17 protein-coding genes are annotated in these 23,570 nt (G+C 68.7%); 2 read left to right on the top strand and 15 right to left on the bottom strand.

Going from position 1 to position 23,570, the window contains the following annotated elements:
* Positions 1-492: 492 nt before the first annotated feature.
* The 10 genes from GXY15_16280 to GXY15_16235 all read right to left on the bottom strand — a co-directional run bounded on the left by GXY15_16280 (position 493) and on the right by GXY15_16235 (position 15,360).
* A complete protein-coding gene (locus GXY15_16280) occupies positions 493-942 on the bottom strand; it encodes a PTS sugar transporter subunit IIA (GenBank protein ID NLV42770.1) in 450 nt (149 codons plus the stop codon).
* A 13-nt stretch (positions 943-955) separates the two neighbouring features.
* The gene (locus tag GXY15_16275) at positions 956-2,134 is read right to left on the bottom strand and encodes an LL-diaminopimelate aminotransferase (protein NLV42769.1); all 1,179 of its coding nucleotides are present in this window, start codon (positions 2,132-2,134) and stop codon (positions 956-958) included.
* Positions 2,135-2,448: 314 nt separating this feature from the next.
* A complete protein-coding gene (locus GXY15_16270; GenBank protein ID NLV42768.1) occupies positions 2,449-6,555 on the bottom strand; it encodes an HYR domain-containing protein in 4,107 nt (1,368 codons plus the stop codon).
* Between the two features lie 2,421 nt (positions 6,556-8,976).
* Positions 8,977-9,213 carry a DUF456 family protein gene (locus tag GXY15_16265; GenBank protein ID NLV42767.1) on the bottom strand — a complete coding sequence of 79 codons (237 nt, stop codon included), beginning with the start codon at positions 9,211-9,213 and terminating at the stop codon, positions 8,977-8,979.
* Positions 9,214-9,295: 82 nt separating this feature from the next.
* Positions 9,296-10,516 (bottom strand): argininosuccinate synthase, encoded by a 1,221-nt coding sequence (locus GXY15_16260; GenBank protein ID NLV42766.1) that lies wholly within the window; start codon positions 10,514-10,516, stop codon positions 9,296-9,298.
* A gap of 46 nt (positions 10,517-10,562) precedes the next feature.
* Positions 10,563-11,480, bottom strand: coding sequence for an ornithine carbamoyltransferase (argF, locus tag GXY15_16255; GenBank protein ID NLV42765.1), 918 nt, complete (start codon positions 11,478-11,480; stop codon positions 10,563-10,565).
* The gene (locus GXY15_16250; protein ID NLV42764.1) at positions 11,474-12,670 is read right to left on the bottom strand and encodes an aspartate aminotransferase family protein; all 1,197 of its coding nucleotides are present in this window, start codon (positions 12,668-12,670) and stop codon (positions 11,474-11,476) included. Before GXY15_16250 ends, argF begins: the two co-directional genes overlap by 7 nt.
* Before the next feature lie 40 nt (positions 12,671-12,710).
* On the bottom strand, positions 12,711-13,022 hold the full coding sequence (locus tag GXY15_16245) for a zinc ribbon domain-containing protein (protein ID NLV42763.1): 312 nt from the start codon (positions 13,020-13,022) through the stop codon (positions 12,711-12,713).
* A 276-nt stretch (positions 13,023-13,298) separates the two neighbouring features.
* Positions 13,299-13,937 carry a DUF1080 domain-containing protein gene (locus GXY15_16240; GenBank protein ID NLV42762.1) on the bottom strand — a complete coding sequence of 213 codons (639 nt, stop codon included), beginning with the start codon at positions 13,935-13,937 and terminating at the stop codon, positions 13,299-13,301.
* 442 nt (positions 13,938-14,379) lie between these two features.
* Positions 14,380-15,360, bottom strand: coding sequence for a zinc-binding alcohol dehydrogenase family protein (locus tag GXY15_16235; GenBank protein ID NLV42761.1), 981 nt, complete (start codon positions 15,358-15,360; stop codon positions 14,380-14,382).
* Between the two features lie 107 nt (positions 15,361-15,467).
* Here GXY15_16235 and GXY15_16230 point away from each other — a divergent pair, with 107 nt between their 5' ends.
* Positions 15,468-16,430: a 2-dehydropantoate 2-reductase gene (locus GXY15_16230; GenBank protein NLV42760.1), complete on the top strand. Its 963-nt coding sequence runs from the start codon at positions 15,468-15,470 to the stop codon at positions 16,428-16,430.
* A gap of 26 nt (positions 16,431-16,456) precedes the next feature.
* Positions 16,457-16,999: a dTDP-4-dehydrorhamnose 3,5-epimerase gene (rfbC, locus tag GXY15_16225; GenBank protein ID NLV42759.1), complete on the top strand. Its 543-nt coding sequence runs from the start codon at positions 16,457-16,459 to the stop codon at positions 16,997-16,999.
* A 299-nt stretch (positions 17,000-17,298) separates the two neighbouring features.
* Here rfbC and GXY15_16220 read toward each other — a convergent pair whose 3' ends face one another.
* From GXY15_16220 to pnp, 5 genes are all read right to left on the bottom strand, one after another.
* A complete protein-coding gene (locus GXY15_16220) occupies positions 17,299-18,300 on the bottom strand; it encodes a prolyl oligopeptidase family serine peptidase (protein NLV42758.1) in 1,002 nt (333 codons plus the stop codon).
* Positions 18,301-18,552: 252 nt separating this feature from the next.
* Positions 18,553-19,386 (bottom strand): sulfite exporter TauE/SafE family protein, encoded by an 834-nt coding sequence (locus tag GXY15_16215; GenBank protein NLV42757.1) that lies wholly within the window; start codon positions 19,384-19,386, stop codon positions 18,553-18,555.
* Positions 19,387-19,393: 7 nt separating this feature from the next.
* A complete protein-coding gene (gene dut / locus GXY15_16210; protein ID NLV42756.1) occupies positions 19,394-19,852 on the bottom strand; it encodes a dUTP diphosphatase in 459 nt (152 codons plus the stop codon).
* Positions 19,849-21,120, bottom strand: coding sequence for an insulinase family protein (locus tag GXY15_16205; GenBank protein ID NLV42755.1), 1,272 nt, complete (start codon positions 21,118-21,120; stop codon positions 19,849-19,851). Before GXY15_16205 ends, dut begins: the two co-directional genes overlap by 4 nt.
* 91 nt (positions 21,121-21,211) lie before the next feature.
* Positions 21,212-23,512 carry a polyribonucleotide nucleotidyltransferase gene (gene pnp / locus GXY15_16200; protein ID NLV42754.1) on the bottom strand — a complete coding sequence of 767 codons (2,301 nt, stop codon included), beginning with the start codon at positions 23,510-23,512 and terminating at the stop codon, positions 21,212-21,214.
* Between the last annotated feature and the right edge of the window lie 58 nt (positions 23,513-23,570).

The raw sequence follows: 23,570 nt of genomic DNA, 5'->3' as shown, positions 1-23,570 counted from the left end.
GCGAACGGGTACGCTGACACCATTCGAGCTCCGGCCACTCTGTGGGACCCGCGACATCATCATGCAGGGAGCCAACTTTCTTATGCGAATTCCCGCCTCACGGCGGTCAGGGGCTCGCAATGACGTGCCTGACGTGGGCCTCCTCGCAGTGACGTGCCTGGCGTGGGCCTCCTCGCAGTGACGTGCCTGACGTGGGCCTCCTCGCAGCGACAGGTCAGGCGGCGGTCTCCTCGCAGTGACGTGCCTGGCGTGGGCCTCCCAGCGGCGAGGCGCCCCCCCCGTCATTGCGAACGCGCGGAGCGCGTGAAGCAATCTCGTGCAGGCAGGGCTACGGCGGGCACGAGATGGCTTCGCGGCGCTGCTGATGAAGTAAGTCGGCGAGAACGCCCGCAATGTAGACGCGCCTTCCAGGCGCGTTCTTTGGGCCAACGAAAATCACAAGAACGCGCCAAGATGGCGCGTCTACGTTTCCGGCGGGGACGCAACCCGCCGTCAGCGGTTGAGGACGGCGTGGACCTCTTCGGGGGTGTGGCAGGAGAGGAGCGAGGCGTAGAGGTTGCGGTTGCGCAGGACGAGCATGACCTTGGCGAGCATGGCGAGGTAGGTCTTCTCGGAGCCGACGGGGGTGGCGAAGAGGACCAGGATGTGGGCGGGCCGGTTGTCGAGGGCCTGGAAGTCCACGCCCTCCGCGGAGACGGCCAGCCCGAGGGTGGGCACGGTCACCTCGGCGATGCGGACATGGGGCACGGCGACGCCGTTGCCGATGCCGGTGCTCATGACGGCTTCGCGCTCGAAGACGGCCCTGCGGAAGGCCGCGCCGTCCGTGATGACCGGGTTTCCGGCCATGGCGTCCACGAGCCGGTCAAGGGCGGCGCTCTTGTCCAGGCCGGGGGGCAGGATCACGATCTGCTCTTTGGGGATGACGATGTCGAGTTGGGCCATGGTGTCCTTGGGCTCAGTCGAACTTCAGACCGGTGAGGTTTTTCCGCATCCGCGCGAGGGCCTCGTCGAGGCGGTCGTCGGCGACGGTGAGGGAGAAGCGGACAAAGCCCTCGCCGTTCACACCGTAGGCGGCGCCCGGCGCCAGCACGACGGCGCAGGTCTCCAGCATGTGGTCGCAGAAGGAGGCGGATGTGTGGCCGGCGGGCACGGGCACCCACAGGTAGAAGGTGCCCCTGGGCGGGTCGTAGGTCCAGCCCAGGCCGCGGAGGGCGGCCAGCACCTTGTCGCGCCGCGCGCCGTAGATTTCCAGCATCCGGGCGGTGCAGGCGTCGCCGTTGTCCAGCGCCTCGATGCCCGCGTACTGGACGGCGTTGAAAACGCCGCTGTCCGTGTTGGCCTTCACCGTGGCGATGGCCTTCACGATGTCCGGGTTGCCGCAGGCCATGCCGATGCGCCAGCCGGTCATGTTGAAGGGCTTCGACAGGGAGTTCAGCTCGACGCCCACGTCCTTCGCGCCGGGGGCGTTCAGGAAGCTCAGGCGCTCCACGCCGAAAACCATCTCGCTGTACGGGTTGTCGTAGCAGACGGCGATGTCGTAGGTCTTGGCGAACTCCACCAGCTCCGCGAGGAACGCGCGCGTGGCCACGGCGCCCGTGGGGTTGTTCGGATAGTTGAGGTAAAAGGCACGGGCTTTCCGGGCCACGTCCGACGGGATGTCCGCCAGCCGGGGGAGGAACCCGTCCTCGGGGCGCATGGCGACGGGGACCGGCTCGCCGCCGGCGAACCAGATGCTGGGCTTGTAGCCGGGGTAGCCGGGGTCGGTGACAAGGACGGTTTCGCCGGGGTTGACCATGCCGAGGGCGAAGTGGTGGCAGCCCTCCTTCGAGCCGATGAGGGCGACGATCTCGCGGGCGGGGTCCAGGGCGGCGTCGTAGCGGCGGGCGTACCAGCGGGCGACGGCCTCGCGGAAGGCACGCATGCCCCACTCCTCGTCCGTGGGGTAGCGGTGGTTCTCGGGGTCCTTCGCCGCCGTGTACAGGGCCTCAATGACCGGGTCGGGCGTCGGCTCGACGGGGTCGCCGATGGCGAGACTGATGACGTCCACGCCGCGCGCGCGCGCCTCGGCGATCCTGTTGCGCAGGGTCATGAAGAGGTACGGCGGTATTTTCCCGAGCCTTTCGGCGGTGTCCATGCGTCAGCCCTCAAAACAGAGAATGAAGCCCCGAAAACAATGCGGATAGTGTACCTGTTGCGGGCCCCTTCCCGCAACCGGAGCGGGACTCCCCAAAGGGGTAAGACGGTCATGCCGTGGAGGAAGAGGGCGCGGCAAGCGGCGCCCCTACGGCTCCGTGCGCCGTGCTTCTGCGAAAGCCCCGGATTCTCGCCCGTAGGGGCGCCGCTTGCCGCGCCCCGGTGCGAACGCGAAGACGCCAGGGCGGGGGGAAGCGGCAAAAAGAAGGCGGCCGCCGGGGGATCCCGGCGGCCGCCGAAACGGTCGGAGAGGGGCTACTTGCGGCGGCGCAGGGCGCCGACGCCGGTCAGGGCCGCGGCCACAGCCGCCAGGGCCAGGCCCAGGCCGCCCGCGGCCGGCACGCCTGACGCCACGGTGACGTTGATCTCGGGCGACTGCACGGCGTACATGTCGTCGGAGACCTCGCACACGTAGACGCCGGAGTCGGCCGGGGTCACGTCCGTGAGGGTCAGGACCGGGTCATCGGCCGCACTGGGCAGGGAGACGAGGGCCTTGCTGCCGTCGTCCTTCTTCCAGTCGTAGTGGATGTCGCCAATGGCGCAGTTGGCGGCGCCGAGGGTGACTTCCAGAACAACCGTGTCGCCCGGGGAGGCGTCAATGTCCGTCGCGACGGCGTTGACCACGAGGGCGCAGGCCACGCGCTGGACGGTGACGGTGCGGGTGGCGACCGCCTCGTTGCCCGCGGCGTCGGACACGGTGTAGGTCACCGTGTAGACGCCGGGGGCGCGGTCATTGACCGTGTCGCCGCCGATGACCAGGGCACCGGTCAGGTCGCCGTCGCACCCGTCAAGCGCCGTGGCACTCAGCTCGGTGTACGTTTCGCCGTTGTCCAGCACCACCGCCGCGTCGCCGGTGAGCGTGATCTCCGGGGCGGTCCCGTCCACCACCGTGACGGTGGCGGAGCAGGTGTCGCTGTTGCCGTTGGCGTCCAGCACCGTCAGGGTGACCGTGTGGTCGCCCAGGTCGGCGCAGGTGTAGGTCACCGATGCCGCGCCGTCAATCAGACGGTCGAACACCACGCAGTTGTCCGTGCTGCCGCCGTCAATGTCGGCACCCGTCACGATGCCGTCGGCCGCGTCCACGGTGAAGTCCTGGCAGGCCGCGACCGGGGCCTCGGTGTCCACCAAGCTCACGAGGGTCTCGCAGGTGCCCGTGTTGCCGGAGTTGTCCGTGGCCGTGAAGACCACCGTGACCGCACCGGTGAAGGACGTGCCCGCGATCGGATCCTGGACGATGCCGACCACCGTGCCGCCGCACGGGTCATCAATCGCGGTCACCTCGGACAGCATGTCGGGCACCGTGCCCGTGCAGCCGGGGCCGGGGGTCAGCGCGCGGTCGGGCGCGCAGACCGAGAAGGTCGGGCCGGTCAGGTCGGCGACCGTCACGATGGTGTCGCAGGTGTTTGTGTTGCCGGCCAGGTCGGTCACGGTGAGCGTCACCGTGTGGTCACCCATCGCAACGACCGTGCCCGCAGGCGGGCTCTGCGTCACGCCCAGCGTGCCGGGCACGTTGTCCGCCGCAACCACGTCGCCCGTCAGGTCCGGAATCGCGCCCTGGCAGGTGCCGTCGGCGGCGACTTCGCGGTCCGCCGCGCAGGCCGTGATCGTCGGCGGCGTCTGGTCCACGATCACGATGCGCTCTGAGGACCACGCGCTCGGGGTGCCGCAGTTGTTCACGGTCTGGAAGACCAGGTAGTACGTGGCCGGGTCAATGTCCGTCAGCGGCACGGCGAAGAGGCCGCCCGCCGTCGGGATGTTCTCCCACTGGGCCATGAAGGTGTCCGGCAGCAGGCCCGAAAGCCCATGAACGCGGATGTTCAGCAGCGTGCCGGGCTCGGCCGATCCGACCGTGCCCTGGAACTGGAAGTCCGAGGCGCTGGTGATGAAGTCGCCGGCCACGCCCGTGTCCGGAAGCATCTGGACCAGCGCCGGGGCCGCCGGGGGCGCGTCCACGACCGTCACGGTCGCGGCGCAGGTGTTCGTGTTGCCCGCCACATCGGTCACCGTCATGGTCACCGTGGTGTCACCCAGGCCGACCGGGGTGCCCGCGACCGGGTCCTGGGTCACGGCGAGGGTGCCGGCCACGTTGTCCGTGGCGGTTACATCGCCCGTCAGGTCCGGAATCACGCCCAGGCAGGCCGTGTCCGCGGCCACCTCGACCGGGGCCGGGCAGGCCGCCGTCGGCGCGGTCCGGTCCACGATCACCGTGTACTCGGACGACCAGGCGCCCTGCGTGCCGCAGGCGGTCTCGGTCTGGAACACCAGGTAGTAGGTCGCCGCGGCCACACCGTTGACCGGCACCGCGAAGTCGCCGCCCAACGTGGGCAGGCCGCTGGCGAGGGGACCGTACGGGCCGCCGGAGGCAGTACTCACCTCCACGTTCAACTTCGTGCCCGGGAGGGCCGAGCCGACCGTGCCCTGAAGCACGATGTCGTCCGCGTTGGTGATGAAGTCGCTGTCCGACACGCCGGTGTCGGGGGTCACAGACAGCAGCGCCGTGGCGCCCGCGTCCGGATCCGCGTCCGTCACCGTCACGCTTGCCGTGCAGGTGTCGCTGTTGCCGGCCGTGTCGAAGACCACCAGGGTCACCGTCACCGGGCTCGCCGCGAGGTCCGCGCAGGTGAAGGTCTTGTCCGCCGCGCCGTCAATGGTCATCAAGGCGATGCCGCCGGAGTTGTCCGTGCTGCCGCCGTCAATGGCCGCCGCCAGGATGGTCGGGCTCGCCAGGTTCACCGCGATGTCCTGGCAGACCGCCACGGGGTTCTCGATGTCCGCGAAGTTCGCCGTCACCGACTTGTCGCCGTCCACCAGCAGGGAGAGCGGGTCGTCCGTGCCGGACGCGTCGCCGCTCCAGCCGGTGAAGCCGAAGCCGGCATTCGCCGTCGGGTCCAGGATGGCCGTCGCGCCGGCATTATAGACGCCGCCGCCGGTGATGCTGCCGCCCGCCGCCGGGTCGGCCGACACCGACACGGTCCACACCTTCTGGAACGACGCCGCAATGGTGTGATCCACCGTCACGTTGGTGAAGGTGTAGTTCGCCACCGCGCCGACGCTCGAACCGTCCACCAGCACGTCCAGGATCCGGTAGCCCGGGTCCGCCGCGATGCCAAAGGTCTGGTCGTCGCCGTAGGTCACCACCACCACGCCCGAAGGCGTGATGGTGCCGCCGACGCCCGCAGACGCCGTGATCGTCTTGTCCAGGGAGATGAAGTTCGCCGTCACCGACTTGTCACCGTCCACCAGCAGAGAGAGCGGGTCGTCGGAGCCCGACGCGTCGCCGCTCCAACTGTCAAAGCCGTAGCCCGCGTTTGCCGTCGGGTCCAGCACGGCCGTCGCGCCGTCGTCATAGACGCCGCCGCCGGTAACGCTGCCGGCCCCCGCCGGATTGACGGACACCGACACGGTCCACGTCTTCTGGAACGACGCCGCGATGGTGTTGCCGTTCCCCGTCACGTTGGTGAAGGTGTAGTCGGACACCGGGCCCTGGGCCACGCCGTTCACCAGCACCTCCAGAATCCGGTAGCCCGCATTCGCCGCGATGGTGAAAGCCTGGTCCGAGCCGTGGTTGACCGGCACCGCGCCCGAGGGCGTGATGCTGCCGCCGACGCCCGCCGACGCCGTGATCGTGTACGTGTTGATGGCGAAGTTCGCCGTCGCGGTGATATTCGCCGTCACATTTGTGTCCGTGCGCGCCGCCGTCAGCACGCCGTCGCTCCAGTCAACGAAGTGGTACCCCGTGTTCGGGACCGCCGTCACCGGCGCGCCGTTCGCGCCGTTGTCCACGGTCTGCGGCGATGTGCCGCTGACGGTGCCACCCGCGCCCGGCGTATAGGTCAGCGTCCACGTCTTGATGAAGTTCGCCGTGACCGCGACGTTCGCCGTCACATTCGTGTCCGTGCGCGCCGCCGTCATCACGCCGTCGCTCCAGCTGCCGAAGCGGTACCCCGCGCTCGCAACCGCCGTCACCGGCGTGCCGCTACCGCCGTTGTCCACGGTCTGCGGCGTCGTGCCCGAGATGGAGCCACCCGCGCCCGGCGTGTAGGTCAGCGTCCAGGTCTTGATGAAGTTCGCCGTGACGGTGATGTTCCCCGTCACATTCGTGTCGGTGCGCGCCGCCGTCAGCACGCCGTCGCTCCAACTGCCGAAGCGGTACCCCGCGCTCGGAACCGCCGTCACCGGCGTGCCGCTCCCGCCGTTGTCCACCGTCTGCGGCGATATGCCGCTGATGGTGCCGCCCGCGCCCGGCGTGTACGTCAACGTCCAGGTCTGGATGAAGTTCGCCACCAGCGAACGGTCATCCGTCGCTGTGAAGGCATATGTGGCGTTGGTGGAAACCGGAGCCCCCCCAACGGTCCAGTTCAAGAACCGATACCCTGCGTTCGGGGTTGCGATCACCGTCGCTGTCAGCCCGTGGTCATATTGCCCCCCGCCGGACGCGCTTCCGTTGCCACCCGAAGTCGCGTTGATCGTGTACCTTGGGCGGATGGCCACCCCCAATCCTGCCATGTTGGCGCCGGCCGCATAGTTCATAATGCGGGGATCAGCAGAATCCGTGGCTCTGGTCAAGTCCATGCGCGCGGAACTACGGCGACGACCCGATATAATTGTTCCTCCTTGAGGGAAACCCATGTAAATACCGCTGAACAGCGTCAGGTTTGTGCGGGTGCCATCTGGGGGGCTCTGATCTGCATTCGCTGTTCTAGCAGTAACGAACGCCCAGTTCTTGGGCAGTTGCGCTGCGGTCAGCGTGAGCGCAATCGGGTTTCCGTACTCGTTGCCACCAGATGAATAGACGTGATAAGGGCCTATACGGGTGGCTGTGTTGGCTGCCACCCCGGTCAGTGCCGCCATGCCGATGTTTCTTTCACGGACATTCCCGGCAAACCGAGCCCTGAACTGAATTTGGCCCTGAGGAATGGCTGCTGGGTTGTTGAGATAGAACAGCGAGGTGCGCTCGTTGCCCGTGCCCGCCGTCGCTCCCATCCGGGTCAGCCCAATCCATGTCGCGGAACCATTCTGCCTTATGGACACCGCATTGCAGTGCTGGTCGCGCATATCGCAAACAGCAATAACAAGCAGCTCTGTTCCCGCCGGGATGGTGTTCCGAGATCCCGTGTTGTCAGTGTTAAATAAATCCTGCCAGTCGTCTGTATTATCGGTTGCCTCTTTGTGTCCGACAGACACCACATTGATGGCGGCGTCCGCCGTTCCGCCCCCCACGGCGACCGCGAGGGCGAGCGCCCACAGGACCGCAAACGCAACGGCCCCCTTTCTGACCCGACAAGTGCTTTCTGTCATGGAAGGATTCCTTCTTGAAGTTTGGACCACATGTCCCTTGTTGCGCCCTGGCGGGCCCTGCCTGTCCCAAGTGTCACCAAAATATTACCAGCCCGCAGGCGGGGCCCGACGGGCAAAAAACCCTGCAACCAGGCGGTATCCCGGCATACCCGCCGGGGGAGACGCAAAAACCCGCGCGACCGGGGAGAATATCCCGTCCGCGCACAAGACACCGCCGTGAAACTGCGTCACTAATGTCATGATAGCACCTTCCGGCCGTCCTGTCAAGGGTAATTTTCATCAGGGCAATCGCACCAAAATCCGTGGACACTTTCTGGATGGAGTGCGTTCATTACCCTTTATCCGACCTCTTCAACGCTGAAAGCGTTGCCGAATATAGCCCAGGGCAGGCCGCCGCCCGAAGGGCCAGGTCTGCCCTGGGTTGCCCGCGCAGAACAGGCATGCCCCAACGGGGCAGCCGAAATTGCGGCGGGGAGTGCCGCGCCGGCCTTGGGGAAACGCGCGGACACGGTCGTTTTTCGTGTGCCCCCGCGCGGGCAAGCCCACGCGAAGAAAGGCGGCAGCAAGCTGCCGCACTCCAAGGCGCTGCGCGCTGTGCGGACCCGGGGCTGTGGGGATGGGCGGCGGCCTGCTTGGGCTATATGCGGATGTCCCGTTGGGACAACAAAGACAGAATCGCATCCCCTGGGGACGTTCATGCCGCCCGCAGGCGTTTCTTGAGGGGCATTTTAGTGCGATTGCCCCGGGTAATTTTCATCCCCTGACCGCCGGATAAGACGTTGCGAGAGCCGAAGCCGGAGCGGGAACGAGGTTGCTTCAGGCGCTGCGCGCCTTCGCAATGACTCGCATTTCCGCAGTCATGGCGAGCCCCGGACCGCCCAGGGGCGGGAATGTCGTTGAAGAAAGGGCTTCCCTGGGAACGCCACTCTCCCGATTGGCCTCTTTAAAGCAGACAAAGGCAAACTGTGGCCGACGTCGCGAGTCCTCCGATGGTGCTGACGAGGGTTCGATGCCCGTCCGCGAGGCTTTTCGGGGCAAACGTCCCCGAAGGGGACAAATGTGAATAGCCGGAGGTGACCGAAGGGAACCTCCGGTGCGCGAGGCCCAAACAACCCAACCCCGCAAGGGGGTGAATGTGAACGGGTTCGCAGACCGGGCCGCCGGAAGCGCACATTCAACCCCCTCGGGGTTGCGGTTCTCCGGACTTCTGTCCGGAGGTTCCCTTCGGTCACCTCCGGCTATTCACATTCTTCCCCTCCGGGGAAGCAGAATCCGAACATACAAGCGCGGCCATGGTTCATTTTAAACTGCTCTAAACACGTGCCACTCAGGAGAGTGGCGTTCCCAGGGGGGGAGGCCCCGGCCATGCCTCCTGCCCGGGCGGGGCAGAAACTGTGGCGGGCACCCAAAGACCAGGCCGGCGGGACGGGAAAAAAGCCCTCCCGGCCCGCTTCATTGGCGGCGCATTTAACCGGGTGAGCCGCCCTAGAAATTCACCGCCGCGACGGCCAGCATGACCAGCCCCAGCCCCAGCTTCACCGCGAGGCCGCCGATGCGGCCCAGCGCCGCCCCGGCGCCCGTCCGCGCCGAGTCGGCCGCCGTCTTCCCCCGGACCAGCAGCTCATAGAGCGCCGCCCCCCCAAAAGCCCCCGCGCACGCCCCGGCCAGGGTCCCCACGACCGGGAACAGCGGCGAGCCCAACAGGGCCACTACCGTTGTCATGCGCGCTCCCGGGGGCTCCCCGCCCTTCCGGGGGGGCGGATGCCCCCGCGTAAACACTCAATCGGAAAGGCGTTGCGAAATGTTACCCCTTAAAGAACCCGGCGCGGTTCCGCACGCGGAGCCGCAGGGCGTTCAGCCGGATGAACCCGGTGGCGTCGGACTGGTTGTAGGCCCCCTCGTCCTCCTCGAAGGTGCTGATCTTGGGGTCGTAGAGGGTCTTCTCGGCGCGGCGTCCCACGATGTCGCAGTTCCCCTTGTACAGGCGGACGCGCGCGGTGCCGGTGACATTCTCCTGGCTCTTGTCCACAAAGGCCGTCAGGGCCTCCATTTCCGGCGAGTACCAGAAACCGTTGTAAACAAGCTGGGCGATCTTGGGAGACAACTGGTCGCGCTGGAGCATCACCTCGCGGTCCATGGTCAGCGACTCCACGGCCCGGTGCGCGGCGTAGAGGATCGTGCCGCCCGGGGTCTCGTACACGCCGCGGGACTTCATGCCCACGAAGCGGTTCTCAACCAGGTCCACCCGGCCGACGCCGTTCGCGCCGCCCAGGGCGTTCAGCTTCGCCAGCAGCGCGGCGGGGCTCAGGCGCTCGCCGTTCACGGCGACGGGCCAGCCGGCCTCGAAGTCCACCTCGACGAAGGTGGGCGTGTCGGGGGCCTGCATGGGGGAGACGCTCAGGACGAACATGTCGTCCGGCGGCGCGCTCCACGGGTCCTCGAGGATGCCGCCCTCGAAGGAGATGTGCAGGAGGTTGCGGTCGGAGGAGTAGGGCTTCTTCGCCGTGACGGGCACGGGGATGCCGTTTTCTTTGGCGTAGGCCACCATCTTCTCGCGCGTGTTGAGCGTCCACAGCGGGTCGCGCCAGGGCGCGATGATCTTCACGCCGGGCTCCATGGCCATGCAGGTCATCTCGAAGCGGACCTGGTCGTTGCCCTTGCCCGTGGCGCCGTGGGCGACGGCGTCGCCGCCGGTCTGGCGCATGACCTGGATGTGGCCCTTGGCGATGATGGGCCGGGCCACGCTGGTGCCCAGGAGGTAGGACCCCTCGTAGATCGCGTTGGCGCGCATGGCGGGGAACACGAAGTCGCGGGTGAACTCCTCCTTGAGGTCGAGGACCACGGCCTCGCAGGCGCCGGTCTTCATGGCCTTCACGCGGGCCTCCTCCAGCTCCTCGCCCTGGCCCACGTCGGCGATGTAGGCGACCACCTCGGCCTTGTAGGTCTCCTTGAGCCATTTCAGGATGACCGAGGTGTCGAGCCCCCCGGAATACGCCAGCACGATCTTGTTGACCTTGTCGCTCATGTCGGGTGTCCTTTGTGGTCTGTGGCGGCCGCGGGGCCGCCGGGTTCTAGTTTCCCGGGCCGCCGAGCAGGGTGGCGAGCACGGCCTTCTGGGCGTGCAGCCGGTTCTCGGCCTCGTCGAAGACGACGGACTGGGGTCCGTCTATGACGTCATCAGTCACTTCCAGCCCGCGGTGGGCGGGCAGGCAGTGCATGAACAGGGCGTCGGGCTTCGCCAGCGCCATGAGCGCGGCGTTCACCTGGTAGGGGGCGAAGGCGCGCTCGCGGGTCTCGGCCTCCTCCTCCTGGCCCATGCTGGCCCACACGTCCGTGTAGACCGCGTCGGCGTCGCGCAGGCCCGCCTCCACGTCGTGGGTGATGACGAATTCGCCCTTCGCCTCGCGGCGGACGCGTCCGGTGATTTCGGCGTCGCCCTCGTAGCCCGGCGGGCACACGAGGGTCAGGTTGAGGGGCACCCGGGCGGCGAAGTTGGCCCAGGAGTGGAAGACGTTGTTGCCGTCGCCGACGAAGGCGACCTTGAGGCTGCCGAGGTCGCGTCCCTTGTGCTCGCGCAGGGCCTGCACGTCCGCCAGAATCTGGCAGGGGTGCAGGAGGTCCGTGAGCGCGTTGATGACGGGGATGCGGGCGCAGCGCGCCAGCTCCACGACGTGGGCGTGTCGGTAGGTCCGCGCCATGATGCCGTCCACCCAGCGCTCCAGGTTGCGGGCCACGTCGGGCACCGACTCGCGGCGGCCGAGGATGTCGTCAATGAGGACCGTGTGGCCGCCGAGCTGGAACATGCCGATCTGGAAGGTGAGCCGCGTGCGCAGGCTGGGCTTCTCGAAGATGAGCGCCAGGGTCTTTCCCTGGAGCAGGGGATGCGGCGTGCCCGCGCGCACCTCGGCCTTCAGCCGGTCGGCGAAGTCCAGAAACGCCAGGATCTCTTCGCCCGTGTAGTCCGCGAGGGAAAGGAAGTCTTTTACCATCCCAGGTCTCCCAGACACCGGTCCAGCGCCGCCGTGACCGTGTCAATGTCCGCCTCCGTGACCACCAGCGGGGGCAGGAACCGCAGCACGTTGGGGCCCGCGGGCCCGCAGATGACGCCCGCGCCGCGCATGGCCTCGACGAGCGGACCCACGGCACCGGCGCACTCGACCCCCGCCATGAGGCCCATGCCGCGCACCTCGCGCACGCCGGGGTGGCGCGCCGCCAGGTCCCGGAGCGCCGCGTGCAGGTAGTCGCCGCGCCGCGCGGCGGTCTCGATGAATCCGGGCGCCGTCAGGACGTCCATCGTGGCCACGCCCGCCGCCGCGCTCAGGGGGTTGCCGCCGAAGGTGCAGGCGTGGCTGCCGGGGGTGAAGCCCGCGGACACCTTCTCCGTGCAGCCCATGGCGCCGATGGGCACGCCGTTGCCGAGGCCCTTGGCCAGGGTCATGATGTCCGGCGTGATCCCGCTGTGCTCGTGGCAGAAGAGGCGGCCCGTGCGGCCGAGGCCCGTCTGCACCTCGTCGAGGGCCAGCAGGACGTTGTGCCTGTCGCACAGCGCGCGCACGCCGCGCAGGTAGTCCGGCGACGGCACGCGCACGCCGCCCTCGCCCTGCACCGGCTCCAGCAGCACCAGCCCCACCGAGGGGTTCAGCGCGGCCTCCAGCGCGTCCAGGTTGTCGTAGTCCACATAGGTGAACCCGGGCACCAGCGGCTCAAAGCCCTCCTGGTACTTCGGCTGGCCCGTCGCCGTGAGGGTGCACAGGGTCCGCCCGTGAAAGGAGTGGTTCGCCGTCACCACGCCGGGGCGCGGCGTGCCCTGGGCGACGGCCCAGTAGCGCCGCGCCAGCTTGATGGCCGCCTCGTTCGCCTCGGCGCCGCCGTTGCAGAAGAACCAGCGGCCGGCGAAGCTGTGCGCCGCGAGGCGCTTCGCCAGCTCCGCCTGCGTCTCAATGTGGTAGAGGTTGGACACGTGGACCAGCGTGGCGGCCTGGCGGCACACGGCCTCCGTCACCTTCGGGTGGCAGTGGCCCAGGTTGCACACGGCGATGCCCGCGAAGAAGTCCAGGTATTCCCGGCCGTCGGCGTCCCACAGGCGCGCGCCCTCGCCGCGCACGATCGCGATCGGCAGCCGGCCGTAGGTGTTCATCACATGGGCTTCCGTGAGCGTCTTGATCGAGAGATTGCTCATCCTGTCGCCTTTCCCGCCGGTGCGAATCCGGGTCCGCCCGTCAGTCCTTCTTCTTGCCGCCCCCCTCCGGGGTCTTGGCCGCCGGGGCCGCCTTGGCGCTGTCCGCCTTCGCCCCGTCCGTCTTCGCGGCGGAGACCGCCGCCCCGTCCCTCGCCGGGCCTCCGCCGGACTTCTTCTTGTAGTCGGTCTCGTAGAAGCCGCTGCCCTTGAAGATGATGCCCGAGCCGGTGCCCAGCTGTTTCACGCACGCGCCCCCGCATTCCGGGCACGCGACTTTCGGCGCGGCGGACATGGCGTGGAAGACGTCATGGTCGGCGCCGCACTTCTTGCATTTATAGGTGTACGTCGGCATGCGAGAAAAACCTCCGGTTCCCGCCGCAACAATCCGAAAAAAGAAAACGCCCGGCGCCATGCTGGGCGGGGGTCGGCGGGAACACTTTGACCCGTTAACTCTACCACGGCCCCCCGCGCAATGCAATAAAACGGGCGGGGACGCAACGCGGCATCCTGCCGCGTTCCTGGAGCCTTCCGTTGTCCCGAAGAACGCGGCTGGAAGCCGCGTCTACGATTTCGGCCCCTCCGCGCATGTCATGCCATGGACAGAATTCCCGCCCTGGGCCGCCGCCCGTCAGGACTTGCCCAAATCGCGGTAATAAAGGTCCTTCGCCTCGATGGTCATCTGGTCGTTGTGGCATTGCAGGGCGAACAGGCCGGTCTTGTACTCGCGGTCCCGGTGGCGGGTCACCTCGGTGTCGTTCACCCAGATCGTGATCTCGTCGCCCACGGCGCGCACCCGCAGGGAGAACCACTCCGCGTCCTTCGTCAGCAGCGCGGACGCCTTGCCCGTCGGCGTGCCGGGCTTCCACAGCCACCCGGTGAACGCGTCCTGGGAGTTGCATATCTGCGCCTCGTAGCCGTTCGGATACCCGTCCGGATTGTCCGCCGGCGGGTTGGCGCGGAAATAGAGCCCGCTGTTCGCGTCCTTGCCCTGGCTGGTGACGCGGAACGTCCCCTTGACCTCCAGGTCCTGGAGGACCGGCGCCGCGTAGAGGTGCCCCTGCCCGCCCGGCGACTGCCCGATGATCACGCCGTCCTCCATGCGCCATTTGGCGCTGCCGCGGGCTGTCCACCCGTCCAGACTGTTTCCCGTCACCAGCGGGACCCAGGCCGCCTCCTTCTCCGGGGCGGGCGCAGGCGCCGTGGTCTGGCACGCGGCCAGCAGCACGGTCACGGCAACGGCGACAAGCAGGTTTCTCATCGTGGACATGGCAAAGTTCCTCTCTGGGGTCGGCAGGCCAATGATCTGTTCTCAAACCGCAGTCCCAGCACTATACCACCGGGGGCGGCGGACAGAAAAACGCGCATCTCCCTGGGAACGCCAAGCTCCAAACGGGGAGGTGTAGGAAGATGAGCGCTTCTTGCATCCCGGAGGGATGCAGGACATTAGCCGGTGGTTGAGCGTCAGCGATACCACCGGACAGCAGGCCCTCTCCCCTCTTTCAAGAACCCCGGCAGGGGTTCAGGACGCGCCGCTCCCTCTTGCGTTGGTGTCCCGCACCCCTGCCGGGGTGCCAGTAAAAAGGGGGGGGCGGCACCCGTTTCCGGTGGTATCGCTGACGCTCAACCACCGGCTAATGTCCCTCACCCCTTCGGGGTGAAGGGGGGCCGGGTGTCCCTATTCTCCGCAGCGATTTGATCCGCGCCTCCGTTCAGTCAAACGCGACCAGCACCTTTCCCAGCGGGCCCTCGGCGAGGTGGGCGAAGGCTTCCTGCGGCTGGTCGGGGGAGAAGACGCTGTCCACGAGGGGGCGTTTCTCCTTTGCATGCAGCAGGCGGACGATTTCCCGCCAGGCTTCGGCGGCCTCGGCGGGAGTGTAGGCGCTCACGCTGAGGCCCTCCACGCGGAGGTTCTTGTGGATGAGCAGGCCGATGGTGAGTTCGGCGTCGAGCCCCGCGAGGAGGCCGACGACCATGACGCGCCCGCCGGGGGCGGCGAGCCGCGCGGCGCGGTTGAGCCAGGGGCCGCCGAGGTTCTCGACGACCAGGCCGATGCGCTCTTTGCCCAAAGCCTCCCTCACCCCCGCCTCCACGTTGTCCGCCGCCGCGTCCACCACGATGTCCGCGCCGAGGGCCGTGAGGGCGGCGCGTTTCCCGGCGCTGCGGGACAACGCGGCCACGCGCGCGCCGAGGGCGCCGCAGAGCAGGACCGCCGCCGAGCCGACGCCGCCGGACGCGCCGGTGACGAGCACGGTCTCCCCGGCCTTCAGCCCGCCGCGCACCACGAGGGCGCGCCAGGCGGTCAGCAGGGTGAGCGGCCCGGCCGCGGCCTCCTCCGGGGACCAGCCGTCGGGCACGGGGGCCAGCCATTCCTCGGGGATCGCGGCGCAGTCGGCGAAGGTGCCGGGGGTCGAGATGCCCGTGAGCCCGCCGAGGAGGCACACGGCGTCACCCTCTTTAAACCGTCCGCCCGCCGCCGCGCGCAGGATGCGGCCTGCGCCGTCGCGGCCGGGGGTGAAGGGCGGCGCGCCCGCGCGCGGGTACTGCCCCTGCACCAGATACCGGTCGGCGGGGTTGAGGGCCGCGTACTGGACGCGGACCAGGGCCTCGCCCGGTCCGGGCACGGGCTCGGGCGCCTCCTCCAGGCGCAGGTTTCGGATGTCCCCCGTCTCGTGGAAGCGCCAGGCGCGCATGACCCGTCCTCCTGTGGTGGCGCGGGCGCGGAACAGGCCCCGCAGGCTGGTGTACAATGGAACCGCGGAAAACGTCCGCGTTCATTGTACACAAGAGGGAGAACGGCATGCGCGTGCTGGTGTTCGGCGCGGGGGCGATGGGCTCGGCGGTGGGGGGCTTCCTCGCCGGGGCGGGCCACGACGTCACCCTGGTCGGGCGCGGCCCGCACATGGACGCCGTCGCGCGGGACGGCCTGCGGGTCACGGGCATCTGGGGAGACCGGGTTTTCCGGGGCCTGCGCGCGCTGACGGCCGCGCCGGACGCGCCCCCGGCGGGGGGCTACGACGCCGTGTTCATCACGGTGAAGTCCTACGACACCGAGGCGGCGCTGGAGGCGGTGGCGCCGTGCGTGGGGCCGGACACGCCGGTCTGCGCCTACCAGAACGGCCTCGGCAACGCCGAGAAGACGGCGGCGCGCTTTGGCTGGGAGCGCACCGTGGGCGTGCGGGCCATCTACGGCGTGCGCGTCACGGCGCCGGGGGCTATCACCATCACCGTGATCGCCGCGCCCACGGCCCTGGGCGCGCTCCGTCCGGAGGGGCCGGCGGCGGCGGCGCGGCGGCTGGCGGAGGCGATGGACGCCGCGGGCCTGCCGACGGTTTACTCCGGGCGCATCGAGTCCCTGATCTGGGGCAAGGCGGCGTACAACGCCGCGCTGAACCCCCTGTCGGCGCTGCTCGACGTGCCCTACGGGCGGCTGCCGGAGATTCCCGAGGCGCGGGAGATGATGGACGCCGTCATCGGGGAGCTGTACGCCGTGGGCCGCGCGCGCGGCGCGGACCTCGACCCGCCGACGGCGGACGAATACCGCGCCCTGTTCTATGAGAAACTGGTGCCGCCGACGGCGGCGCACTACGCCAGCATGCACGAGGACTTCGCGCGCCGCCGGCGCACCGAGGTGGACGCCATGAACGGCGCCCTCGCGGCCTTTGGCGAGGCGGCGGGCGTGCCCGCGCCGGTGAACGCCCTCCTGGCGCGGATGGTCCACGCGCGCGAGCGGGCACTGGGCATCCCGCCACAGGGCGGATGAGCGAAAGACAACCGTTCGGAGCAGCCATGCCGAAATTCACAGCGACCGAGATTCCCGGGGTGGTCATCATCGAGCCGGAGGTGTTCCGCGACGCGCGGGGCTTCTTCCTCGAAACCCACCACGCGGAGAAATACCGCAACGGCGGGATTGACGCCGTGTTCGTGCAGGACAACCACTCCCTGTCGTCCCGGGGCACCCTGCGCGGGCTCCACGGGCAGACCCGGCACCCCCAGGGCAAGCTCCTGCGCGTGGTGGAGGGCGAAATCTACGACGTCGCTGTGGACCTGCGGCCCGGCTCCCCCACCTTCTGCCGCCACGTCGCCGTCACCCTGTCGGCGGAAAACTTCCGCCAGTTCTACATCCCCCCCGGATTCGCCCACGGCTTCTGCGTCCTCAGCGACCGCGCCCAGCTTGAGTACAAATGCACCGACTTCTACCGTCCCGGCGACGAGTTTGCCCTCCGCTGGGACGACCCCGGCCTCGCCATCCCCTGGCCCGTGACCGACCCCGTGCTCTCCCCCCGCGACGCCGCCGCCCAGCCGCTGAAGGACTATCTGGCGTCGCTGTGAGCGCGGGGAACCGGGGTCGCACCGGGAACGAGATTGCCGCGCTGCGCTCGCAATGACGCGAAAACACACGTCATTGCGAGCCCCAAACCGCGCGCCCCCTGGGATCGCCAAGCTCCAGCTTGGCCTCTTGGGTTCTTCCGCGCGGGCCTAGTCGCTCCGTGTTTCCCCGAAAGCCAAGGGGAAGCTTGGCGATCCCAGGGGCGCGGCCTCTCCAGCGAACGCGGTACTTTCTTGGCAGCGCAGCGCGGCAATCTCGTTCCCGCCAACTCCCCGGTCGGCAACGACACCCTTCTCCGCCCTCAGGACTCCACCTCGAAGGGCGGCAGCTCCTGGACCTTCTGCTCCGGGGCGCGGAAGGAGTCGTCCTGTTCCAGCAGCCACTGGAGGGCGTCGCGGAGGACCAGCTTGGTGTTCTCGATGTCGAGGCCGATGTGGTCGGACTCGTACCAGGTGACCTTTTTCGGCTCGCCCGCGGCGGCGATGAGGGCCTCGGAGGACGGCACGGAGACGAGCTGGTCGTGTCTCCCGTTCTGGAAGTAGACGGGGGTGGGGGAGATGCCCTTGACGTAGTTGATGGGGTCGGCGGGCTGGAGGATGTACGATGCGAGGGGCTTGAGCAGGGCGACGGTGGTGGCGCCCGCCTCTTTCTTGATGAGGGGGGCGTCGAGCATCTTGGGGATGTTGCCGCCGCCGTAGACCAGCACGCCGGCGCGGATGCGCTTGTCGAAGGAGAGGACCGTGCTGCCCGTGATGGCGCCGTAGCTCGCGCCGACCAGGTAGATGCGCCGCGTGTCCACCTGCGGGTGCGTCATGAGGTAGTCCACGAGCCGCCGCGTCTCGTTGATGGTCTTGGAGGGCCGCTGGCGGAAGGCGCGGGCCTGCGCGAGCATGGAGGCGTCCTTGGGCAGCTTGCGCTCCCCCTGCATGTACTGGTCAAACGACACGAAGGCGAAGCCCGTCGCGCTGAAGGGCGCGGTGATCTCCTTCAGGAAGTTCTTGTTCTGGCCGATGCCGTGGAGGAAGATGATCACGGGGACCTTCTCGGCGGGCATGGGCGACGGGAAGGTCATGAGCGTGGGCACGTCCTCGCCGTTCACGCCGTCGAAGGTGAAGTTGATGAGCTGGTAGCTGACGGGCAGGCTCGTCGAGGCCACCTCCGTCACCTCGCGCACCTGCGTGTTGAACGGCGCGGCCGCGTTGTAGGCGCTGAAGTAGGCGGCGTCGGCCCGGGACTTGGCGACGGCCCCGAGGACCAGAATGGCCAGAAAGACTCCGGCAGCGATGAGCAGTGCGCGTTTCATGGCGATAATGTCCCGTGTGGTGGTGGAATGACGGCGGGCGGCCGGACCGGCCGCAGCCTTCATGATAGTCAGACCCCCGCCGCCGCGCGCAAGTTTCCCCCGCCGGCGCCTCCGCCAAGAGCATGCTTCGGCTGGCGCGGGGTCGGGCCCGGGGGGAGGGAGGAGAAGAGAAGATGGACAGAATGGACGACATGGACACCATGGACAAGGCGCAATCAACCCTTCCTGTCCATCCCGTCCATATCGTCCATTTCAGAAAACCAGCCCGAGCGCCAGCGACACCAGATTGACCCCGAACACCAGATGCACGCTGGCGATGACCGTCAGCACGAAGATGACCCAGTTGAAGGCGCGCTCGGAGACGGTGTGGTGCATCCATTTGCCGATCCAGGAGCCGAGGGGGATCAGCGGCAGGAGGAGCAGGTCGAATTTGAGCACGCTGTAGTCTATGAGCCCGAGTCCCGCGTAGGAGGGCAGCTTGCTCAGGTTGATGCAGGCGAAGGTCCACGCGACGGTGCCGGTGAAGAAGCTCTTGCCGAGATTCTGGGAGAACATGTAGAGGCTGACGATGGGGCCGGCGGAGTGGTTGATGGTGGAGGTGAAGCCCGCGGCCACGCCCGCCACGACGCCGAGCCCCGGGCCGGCCTTCCGCCCGCTCACCCACTTCATGGAGGTCTCCTTGGCGAAGATGTAGGCGGCGAAGAGGATGGCGATGACGCCGGTGAACTGCTTGATGTAGCCGCCGTACTCGCCGACGCCCTCCTTGCCCACCTTGTACCAGACCCAGGTGGCCAGCGCGGTGCCCAGCAGGGAGGGGTAGAAGATGGTCCTGACGAGGCGCAGGTCCTTGTTGGTCCGGTGGTGGTACACGGCGTTCATGTCGAACAGGATGAGCAGCGGCAGGAGCACGGCGGGCACGCGGTCCACCGGCATGACGAGCATCATCATCGGCAGTGACAAAATGCCCGCGCCGCCCGCAAACCCGGACTTGCTGATGCCCTGGATGATGACCCCCGTGAGCACGAAGGGCCAGAACAGCCAGGGGCTGGTGCCGGGAAGGATGAACTCGTCCAAAAAACCGAGCATGCGCGCCTCAGGTGCCGGTGTGGCCGAAGCCGCCGTCGCCGCGCGCCGTGGGGGGCAGTTCGGCGGCGGGCCGCCACACCGCCCGCGCCACCGGCGCGACCACAAGCTGGGCGATGCGGTCGCCCCGCCGGATGACAAAGGGCTCGTCCCCCGCGTTCATCAGGATGACCTTCACCTCGCCGCGGTAGTCCGCGTCAATGGTCCCGGGGCTGTTGGGCAGGGTGATCCCGCGCTTCAGGGCGAGGCCGCTGCGCGGGCGCACCTGGGCCTCGAAGCCCGGCGGCACGGCGACGCGCAGGCCCGTGGGCACGAGGGCGCGCCCGCCCGGCGGGACGGTCAGCGGCTCCGTGACCGCCGCCCGCAGGTCCATGCCCGCGGCGTGGTCCGTCTCGTAGCGCGGCAGGGGGAGGTCCTCCGTGCCCGGATCGCGCGCGATGTCCACCACAACCTCCCGCGGCTCGCTCATGACAGGTCCACCTCCGGCGGTTTCATGCCCCGGGGCAGCAGCGCCATGAAGGCGCAGCGGTCCGGGGTGAAGGTTTCCGCGGCCATTTCCAGCAGGGCCTCCGGCGTGACGGCGTCGAAGCCCGCCATGACCTCGCCGACATCCAGCACGCGGCCCAGAAAGAGCAGGTTTTTCGCCGCGCGCGCGGCGCGGGACAGGGAGCTCTCCAGGGACATGAGCATGGATCCCTTGATCTCCTCGCGGTTGGTGGCCACCTCCTCCGCCGGGGCGGGCTCGGTGCGCGCGCGCCGCAGCTCGGCGCAGGCGAGGGCGAGCGCGCGGCGGGTGTGCTTCCGCGCGACCGCCTCGTACACGTCGAAGACGCCCGCCCGCGCGTAGCAGTTGTGGGAGGCGTAGACGCTGTAGGCCAGGCCCTCCTCCTCGCGGATGCGCTCGAAGAGCCGCGAGGTGGACCCGCCGCCCAGCAGGTTCGCCAGGAGCGACGCCGTGTAGTACCGGGGGTCCGACACGGACACACCGGGGAAGGTCAGCACCAGGTGCGCCTGCGACACGGGGCGGGCGGCCGCGGACGCCCCGGCGCGGAAGGCGGGCTCCGACACAAAGGGCGGCGGCGCCGCCGCGGGCCAGTCGCCGAAGAGCCTTTCCGCCCGGGCCATCACATCCGCCTCGTCGAAGCCGCCGGAAACGGAGAACACCATGTTCTCCGGCGTGTACCAGGCGCGGTAGAAGTTCACGATGTCGTCGCGCGTGAGGGCGGAGACGGACGCGGCCGTGCCCGCGACGGGGCGGCCCAGGGGGTGGTCCGGCCAGTGGGCCTCGGCGGACAGGTCGAAGACGAGGTCCTCGGGGCTGTCCTCGATGGAGGCGATCTCCTCCAGAATGACGCCGCGCTCCTTCTCCATGTCGCAGAAGAGGGACTCGCGGGCGATCTCGGCGAGGATGTCCATGCCGGCGGCCACATGGTGCGACGGGATGCGCAGGTACAGCTCGGTGTACTCGCGGCCCGTGGACGCGTTGATGTACCCGCCCCGGCCCTCCACGGCGGCCATCAGCTCGTGGACCGAGCGGCGCGCGGTGCCCTTGAAGAACAGGTGCTCCAGGAAGTGGGCGGCCCCGGCGGTGCGGGCGTCCTCGGACGAGGAGCCCGCCCGGACCCACAGGCCGAAAGAGGCCGTGCGCAGGTAGGGAAGCGGCTCCAGCGCGACGGTGAACCCGTTGCCGAGCCGCCGCACCCGCACCTCCTCCCGGGGGGATGACGCTGCGTTCATGCTTGCTCCGTTCAGGAAAAACCGGGGCGACGCTGTTCGGTCGGAACGGCGCCGCCCCGGGGCAAAACCTCAGGAAGGGGCTTCTCCAGGCTTACCGCCTGCGGTCCCCCCCGCGTCCGCCGCGGTCGCCGCCGCGTCCGCCGCGGTCACCGCCGCGCCCGCGGTCACCGCCGCGCCCGCCGCGGTCCCGGTCGCCGCCGCGTCCGCCGCGGTCGCCGCCCCGGTCGCCGCCGCCGCGGTTCTCGACCTCGGACGGGTCCACCCGGCCGAGTTCGATGTCCGCCGCCAGCTTGGACAGGTTGACGCGGCCCATCTTGTCAATCTCGATGACCTTCACGTCCACCTCGTCGCCGACGTTGAGCACGTCGGTGACCTCGTTGACGCGGTGCGGGGCCATCTCGGAGATGTGGATCAGGCCCTCCTTGTTTCCGAAGACGGAGCAGAAGGCGCCGAAGTTCATGAGGCGCGTGATGGTGCCGTGGTAGATCTTCCCGACCTCGACCTCGGCGACGATCCCGCGGATCATCTCGATGGCCGCGTCGGCGCTGGCCTTGTCCACGGCCGCCACATGGATCCGCCCGTCGTCCTCGATCTCGATCTCGGCGCCGCTGGCGCTCTGGATCTCGCGGATGACCTTGCCGCCGGGTCCAATCACCTCGCGGATCTTGTCCGGATCAATCGTGATGGTGTATATCCGCGGCGCGTACGGGGAGATGTCGGAGCGCGGCTTGTCGAGCGCCTCGTTCATCTTGCCCAGGATGTGGTCGCGGCCCGCGCGGGCCTGCGCCAGCGCCCGCTCCATCACGTCGCGCGAGAGGCCCTTCACCTTGGTGTCCATCTGGAACGCCGTGATGCCCTTCGCCGTGCCGCACACCTTGAAGTCCATGTCGCCGAGGTGGTCCTCGTCGCCCAGGATGTCGGACAGGATGCGGATCTCGTCACCCTCCTTGATCATCCCCATGGCGATGCCCGCCACCGGGGCCGACACCGGCACGCCGGCGTCCATCAGGCTGAGCGACCCGCCGCACACCGTGGCCATGGAGCTGGAGCCGTTGCTCTCGGTCACCTCGGACACGATGCGCAGGGTGTAGGGGAAGTCGTCCTCGGGGGCCGGGGCGTTCTCGCCCTCCTCCAGGAAGGTCATGACCGACTGGAGCGCCCGCTCGGCCAGCTTGCCGTGGCCCACCTCGCGGCGGCCCGGGCCGGTGATCCGGCGCACCTCGCCGACCGACCAGGACGGGAAGTTATAGTGCAGGAAAAAGCGCTGGAAGCTGTCGCCCGTGAGCTCGTCCAGCCGCATCTCGTCGCGGCTCGTGCCCAGCGTGGTCGCCACAAGCGCCTGCGTCTCGCCGCGCGTGAACAGCGCGGAGCCGTGGGCCCGGGGCAGCACCCCCACCTCGATGGTGATGGGGCGCACCTCGTCCAGCCGGCGGCCGTCCATGCGCACGCTGGTCTCGATGACCGCGCCGCGCATGGTGCGCTTCTTCAGGTCGGAGAAGGCCGCGCCGATGCCGGCCTCCCGCGCCGCGTACAGCTCCTCGCCGTACTTTGCCTGGAGGGCCGCAAGGGTCTCCGCCTTCACGGCGTCAATCGTGTCGAGGCGCAGGATCTTCTCGCGGATGGCCAGGGCCTCCTTGAGGCGCGCCTCGGCGAGGGCGGCGACGTCCGCCACCACCTCCTCCTCAACCACGGGCGGCGTGAAAACCATCTTCTCGACGCCGACGCGGGTGCGCAGCTCCTCGATCGCCGCCACGATGTTCCTGATGTGGCCGTGGGCAAACTCAAGCGCGTCGGCCATCACGCCCTCTGAGACCTCCTTCGCCAGGCCCTCGACCATGCACAGGGCCCCCGCGGTGCCCGCGACAACGATGTCGAGGGTGCTGGCGGGCATCTGGTCCATGGGCGGGTTCACGACAAACTCCCCCTCGACGCACCCGACGCGCACGGCGCCGATGGGCTCGGAAAGGGGGATTTTGGAGATGTGCAGGGCCGCCGACGCCGCGTTGATGGACAGCACGTCGGGGTTGTGGAGGTTGTCCGCCGACAGGACCGTCTGGCAGACCAGGGTCTCGTTGGTGAAGCCCTTGGGGAAGAGGGGCCGCAGGGGGCGGTCCGTCAGGCGGCACACGAGGATCTCACGCTCCGAGGGGCGCGCCTCGCGCCGGAAGAAGTTCCCCGGAATCTGGCCCACCGAGTAAAACTTCTCCCGGTAGTCCACGGTCATGGGGAAGAAATCCTGCCCCGGTTTGGATTCGGGCGCCACCACGACGGCCGAAAGGACCATCGTGTCGCCGCTCCGGCAGATGACGGCGCCGTGCGCCTGTTTGGCGATTCGGCCGGTCTCGAATTCGACGGAATCGGAGCCGACCATCACTGAAATGCGTTCTACCATGTTCGCTGTTGCTCCCTTGACAATGGAACAGCATGCATGGGGTTCCATAATGTCATTG

The sequence above is a fragment of the Candidatus Hydrogenedentota bacterium genome (genome assembly GCA_012730045.1).
Taxonomy (GTDB): Bacteria; Hydrogenedentota; Hydrogenedentia; order Hydrogenedentales; family CAITNO01; genus JAAYBR01.
Note: the sequence above shows the minus strand (reverse complement) of the source record. Positions and strands in the feature narration are given on the sequence as shown.

Coding starts and splice junctions, on each gene's coding strand:
- GXY15_16280 (NLV42770.1), bottom strand. CDS start 942: ATGGCCCAACTCGACATCGTCATCCCCAAAGAGCAGATCGTGATCCTG.
- GXY15_16275 (NLV42769.1), bottom strand. CDS start 2,134: ATGGACACCGCCGAAAGGCTCGGGAAAATACCGCCGTACCTCTTCATG.
- GXY15_16265 (NLV42767.1), bottom strand. CDS start 9,213: ATGACAACGGTAGTGGCCCTGTTGGGCTCGCCGCTGTTCCCGGTCGTG.
- GXY15_16260 (NLV42766.1), bottom strand. CDS start 10,516: ATGAGCGACAAGGTCAACAAGATCGTGCTGGCGTATTCCGGGGGGCTC.
- argF (NLV42765.1), bottom strand. CDS start 11,480: ATGGTAAAAGACTTCCTTTCCCTCGCGGACTACACGGGCGAAGAGATC.
- GXY15_16250 (NLV42764.1), bottom strand. CDS start 12,670: ATGAGCAATCTCTCGATCAAGACGCTCACGGAAGCCCATGTGATGAAC.
- GXY15_16245 (NLV42763.1), bottom strand. CDS start 13,022: ATGCCGACGTACACCTATAAATGCAAGAAGTGCGGCGCCGACCATGAC.
- GXY15_16240 (NLV42762.1), bottom strand. CDS start 13,937: ATGTCCACGATGAGAAACCTGCTTGTCGCCGTTGCCGTGACCGTGCTG.
- GXY15_16235 (NLV42761.1), bottom strand. CDS start 15,360: ATGCGCGCCTGGCGCTTCCACGAGACGGGGGACATCCGAAACCTGCGC.
- GXY15_16230 (NLV42760.1), top strand. CDS start 15,468: ATGCGCGTGCTGGTGTTCGGCGCGGGGGCGATGGGCTCGGCGGTGGGG.
- rfbC (NLV42759.1), top strand. CDS start 16,457: ATGCCGAAATTCACAGCGACCGAGATTCCCGGGGTGGTCATCATCGAG.
- GXY15_16220 (NLV42758.1), bottom strand. CDS start 18,300: ATGAAACGCGCACTGCTCATCGCTGCCGGAGTCTTTCTGGCCATTCTG.
- GXY15_16215 (NLV42757.1), bottom strand. CDS start 19,386: ATGCTCGGTTTTTTGGACGAGTTCATCCTTCCCGGCACCAGCCCCTGG.
- dut (NLV42756.1), bottom strand. CDS start 19,852: ATGAGCGAGCCGCGGGAGGTTGTGGTGGACATCGCGCGCGATCCGGGC.
- GXY15_16205 (NLV42755.1), bottom strand. CDS start 21,120: ATGAACGCAGCGTCATCCCCCCGGGAGGAGGTGCGGGTGCGGCGGCTC.
- pnp (NLV42754.1), bottom strand. CDS start 23,512: ATGGTAGAACGCATTTCAGTGATGGTCGGCTCCGATTCCGTCGAATTC.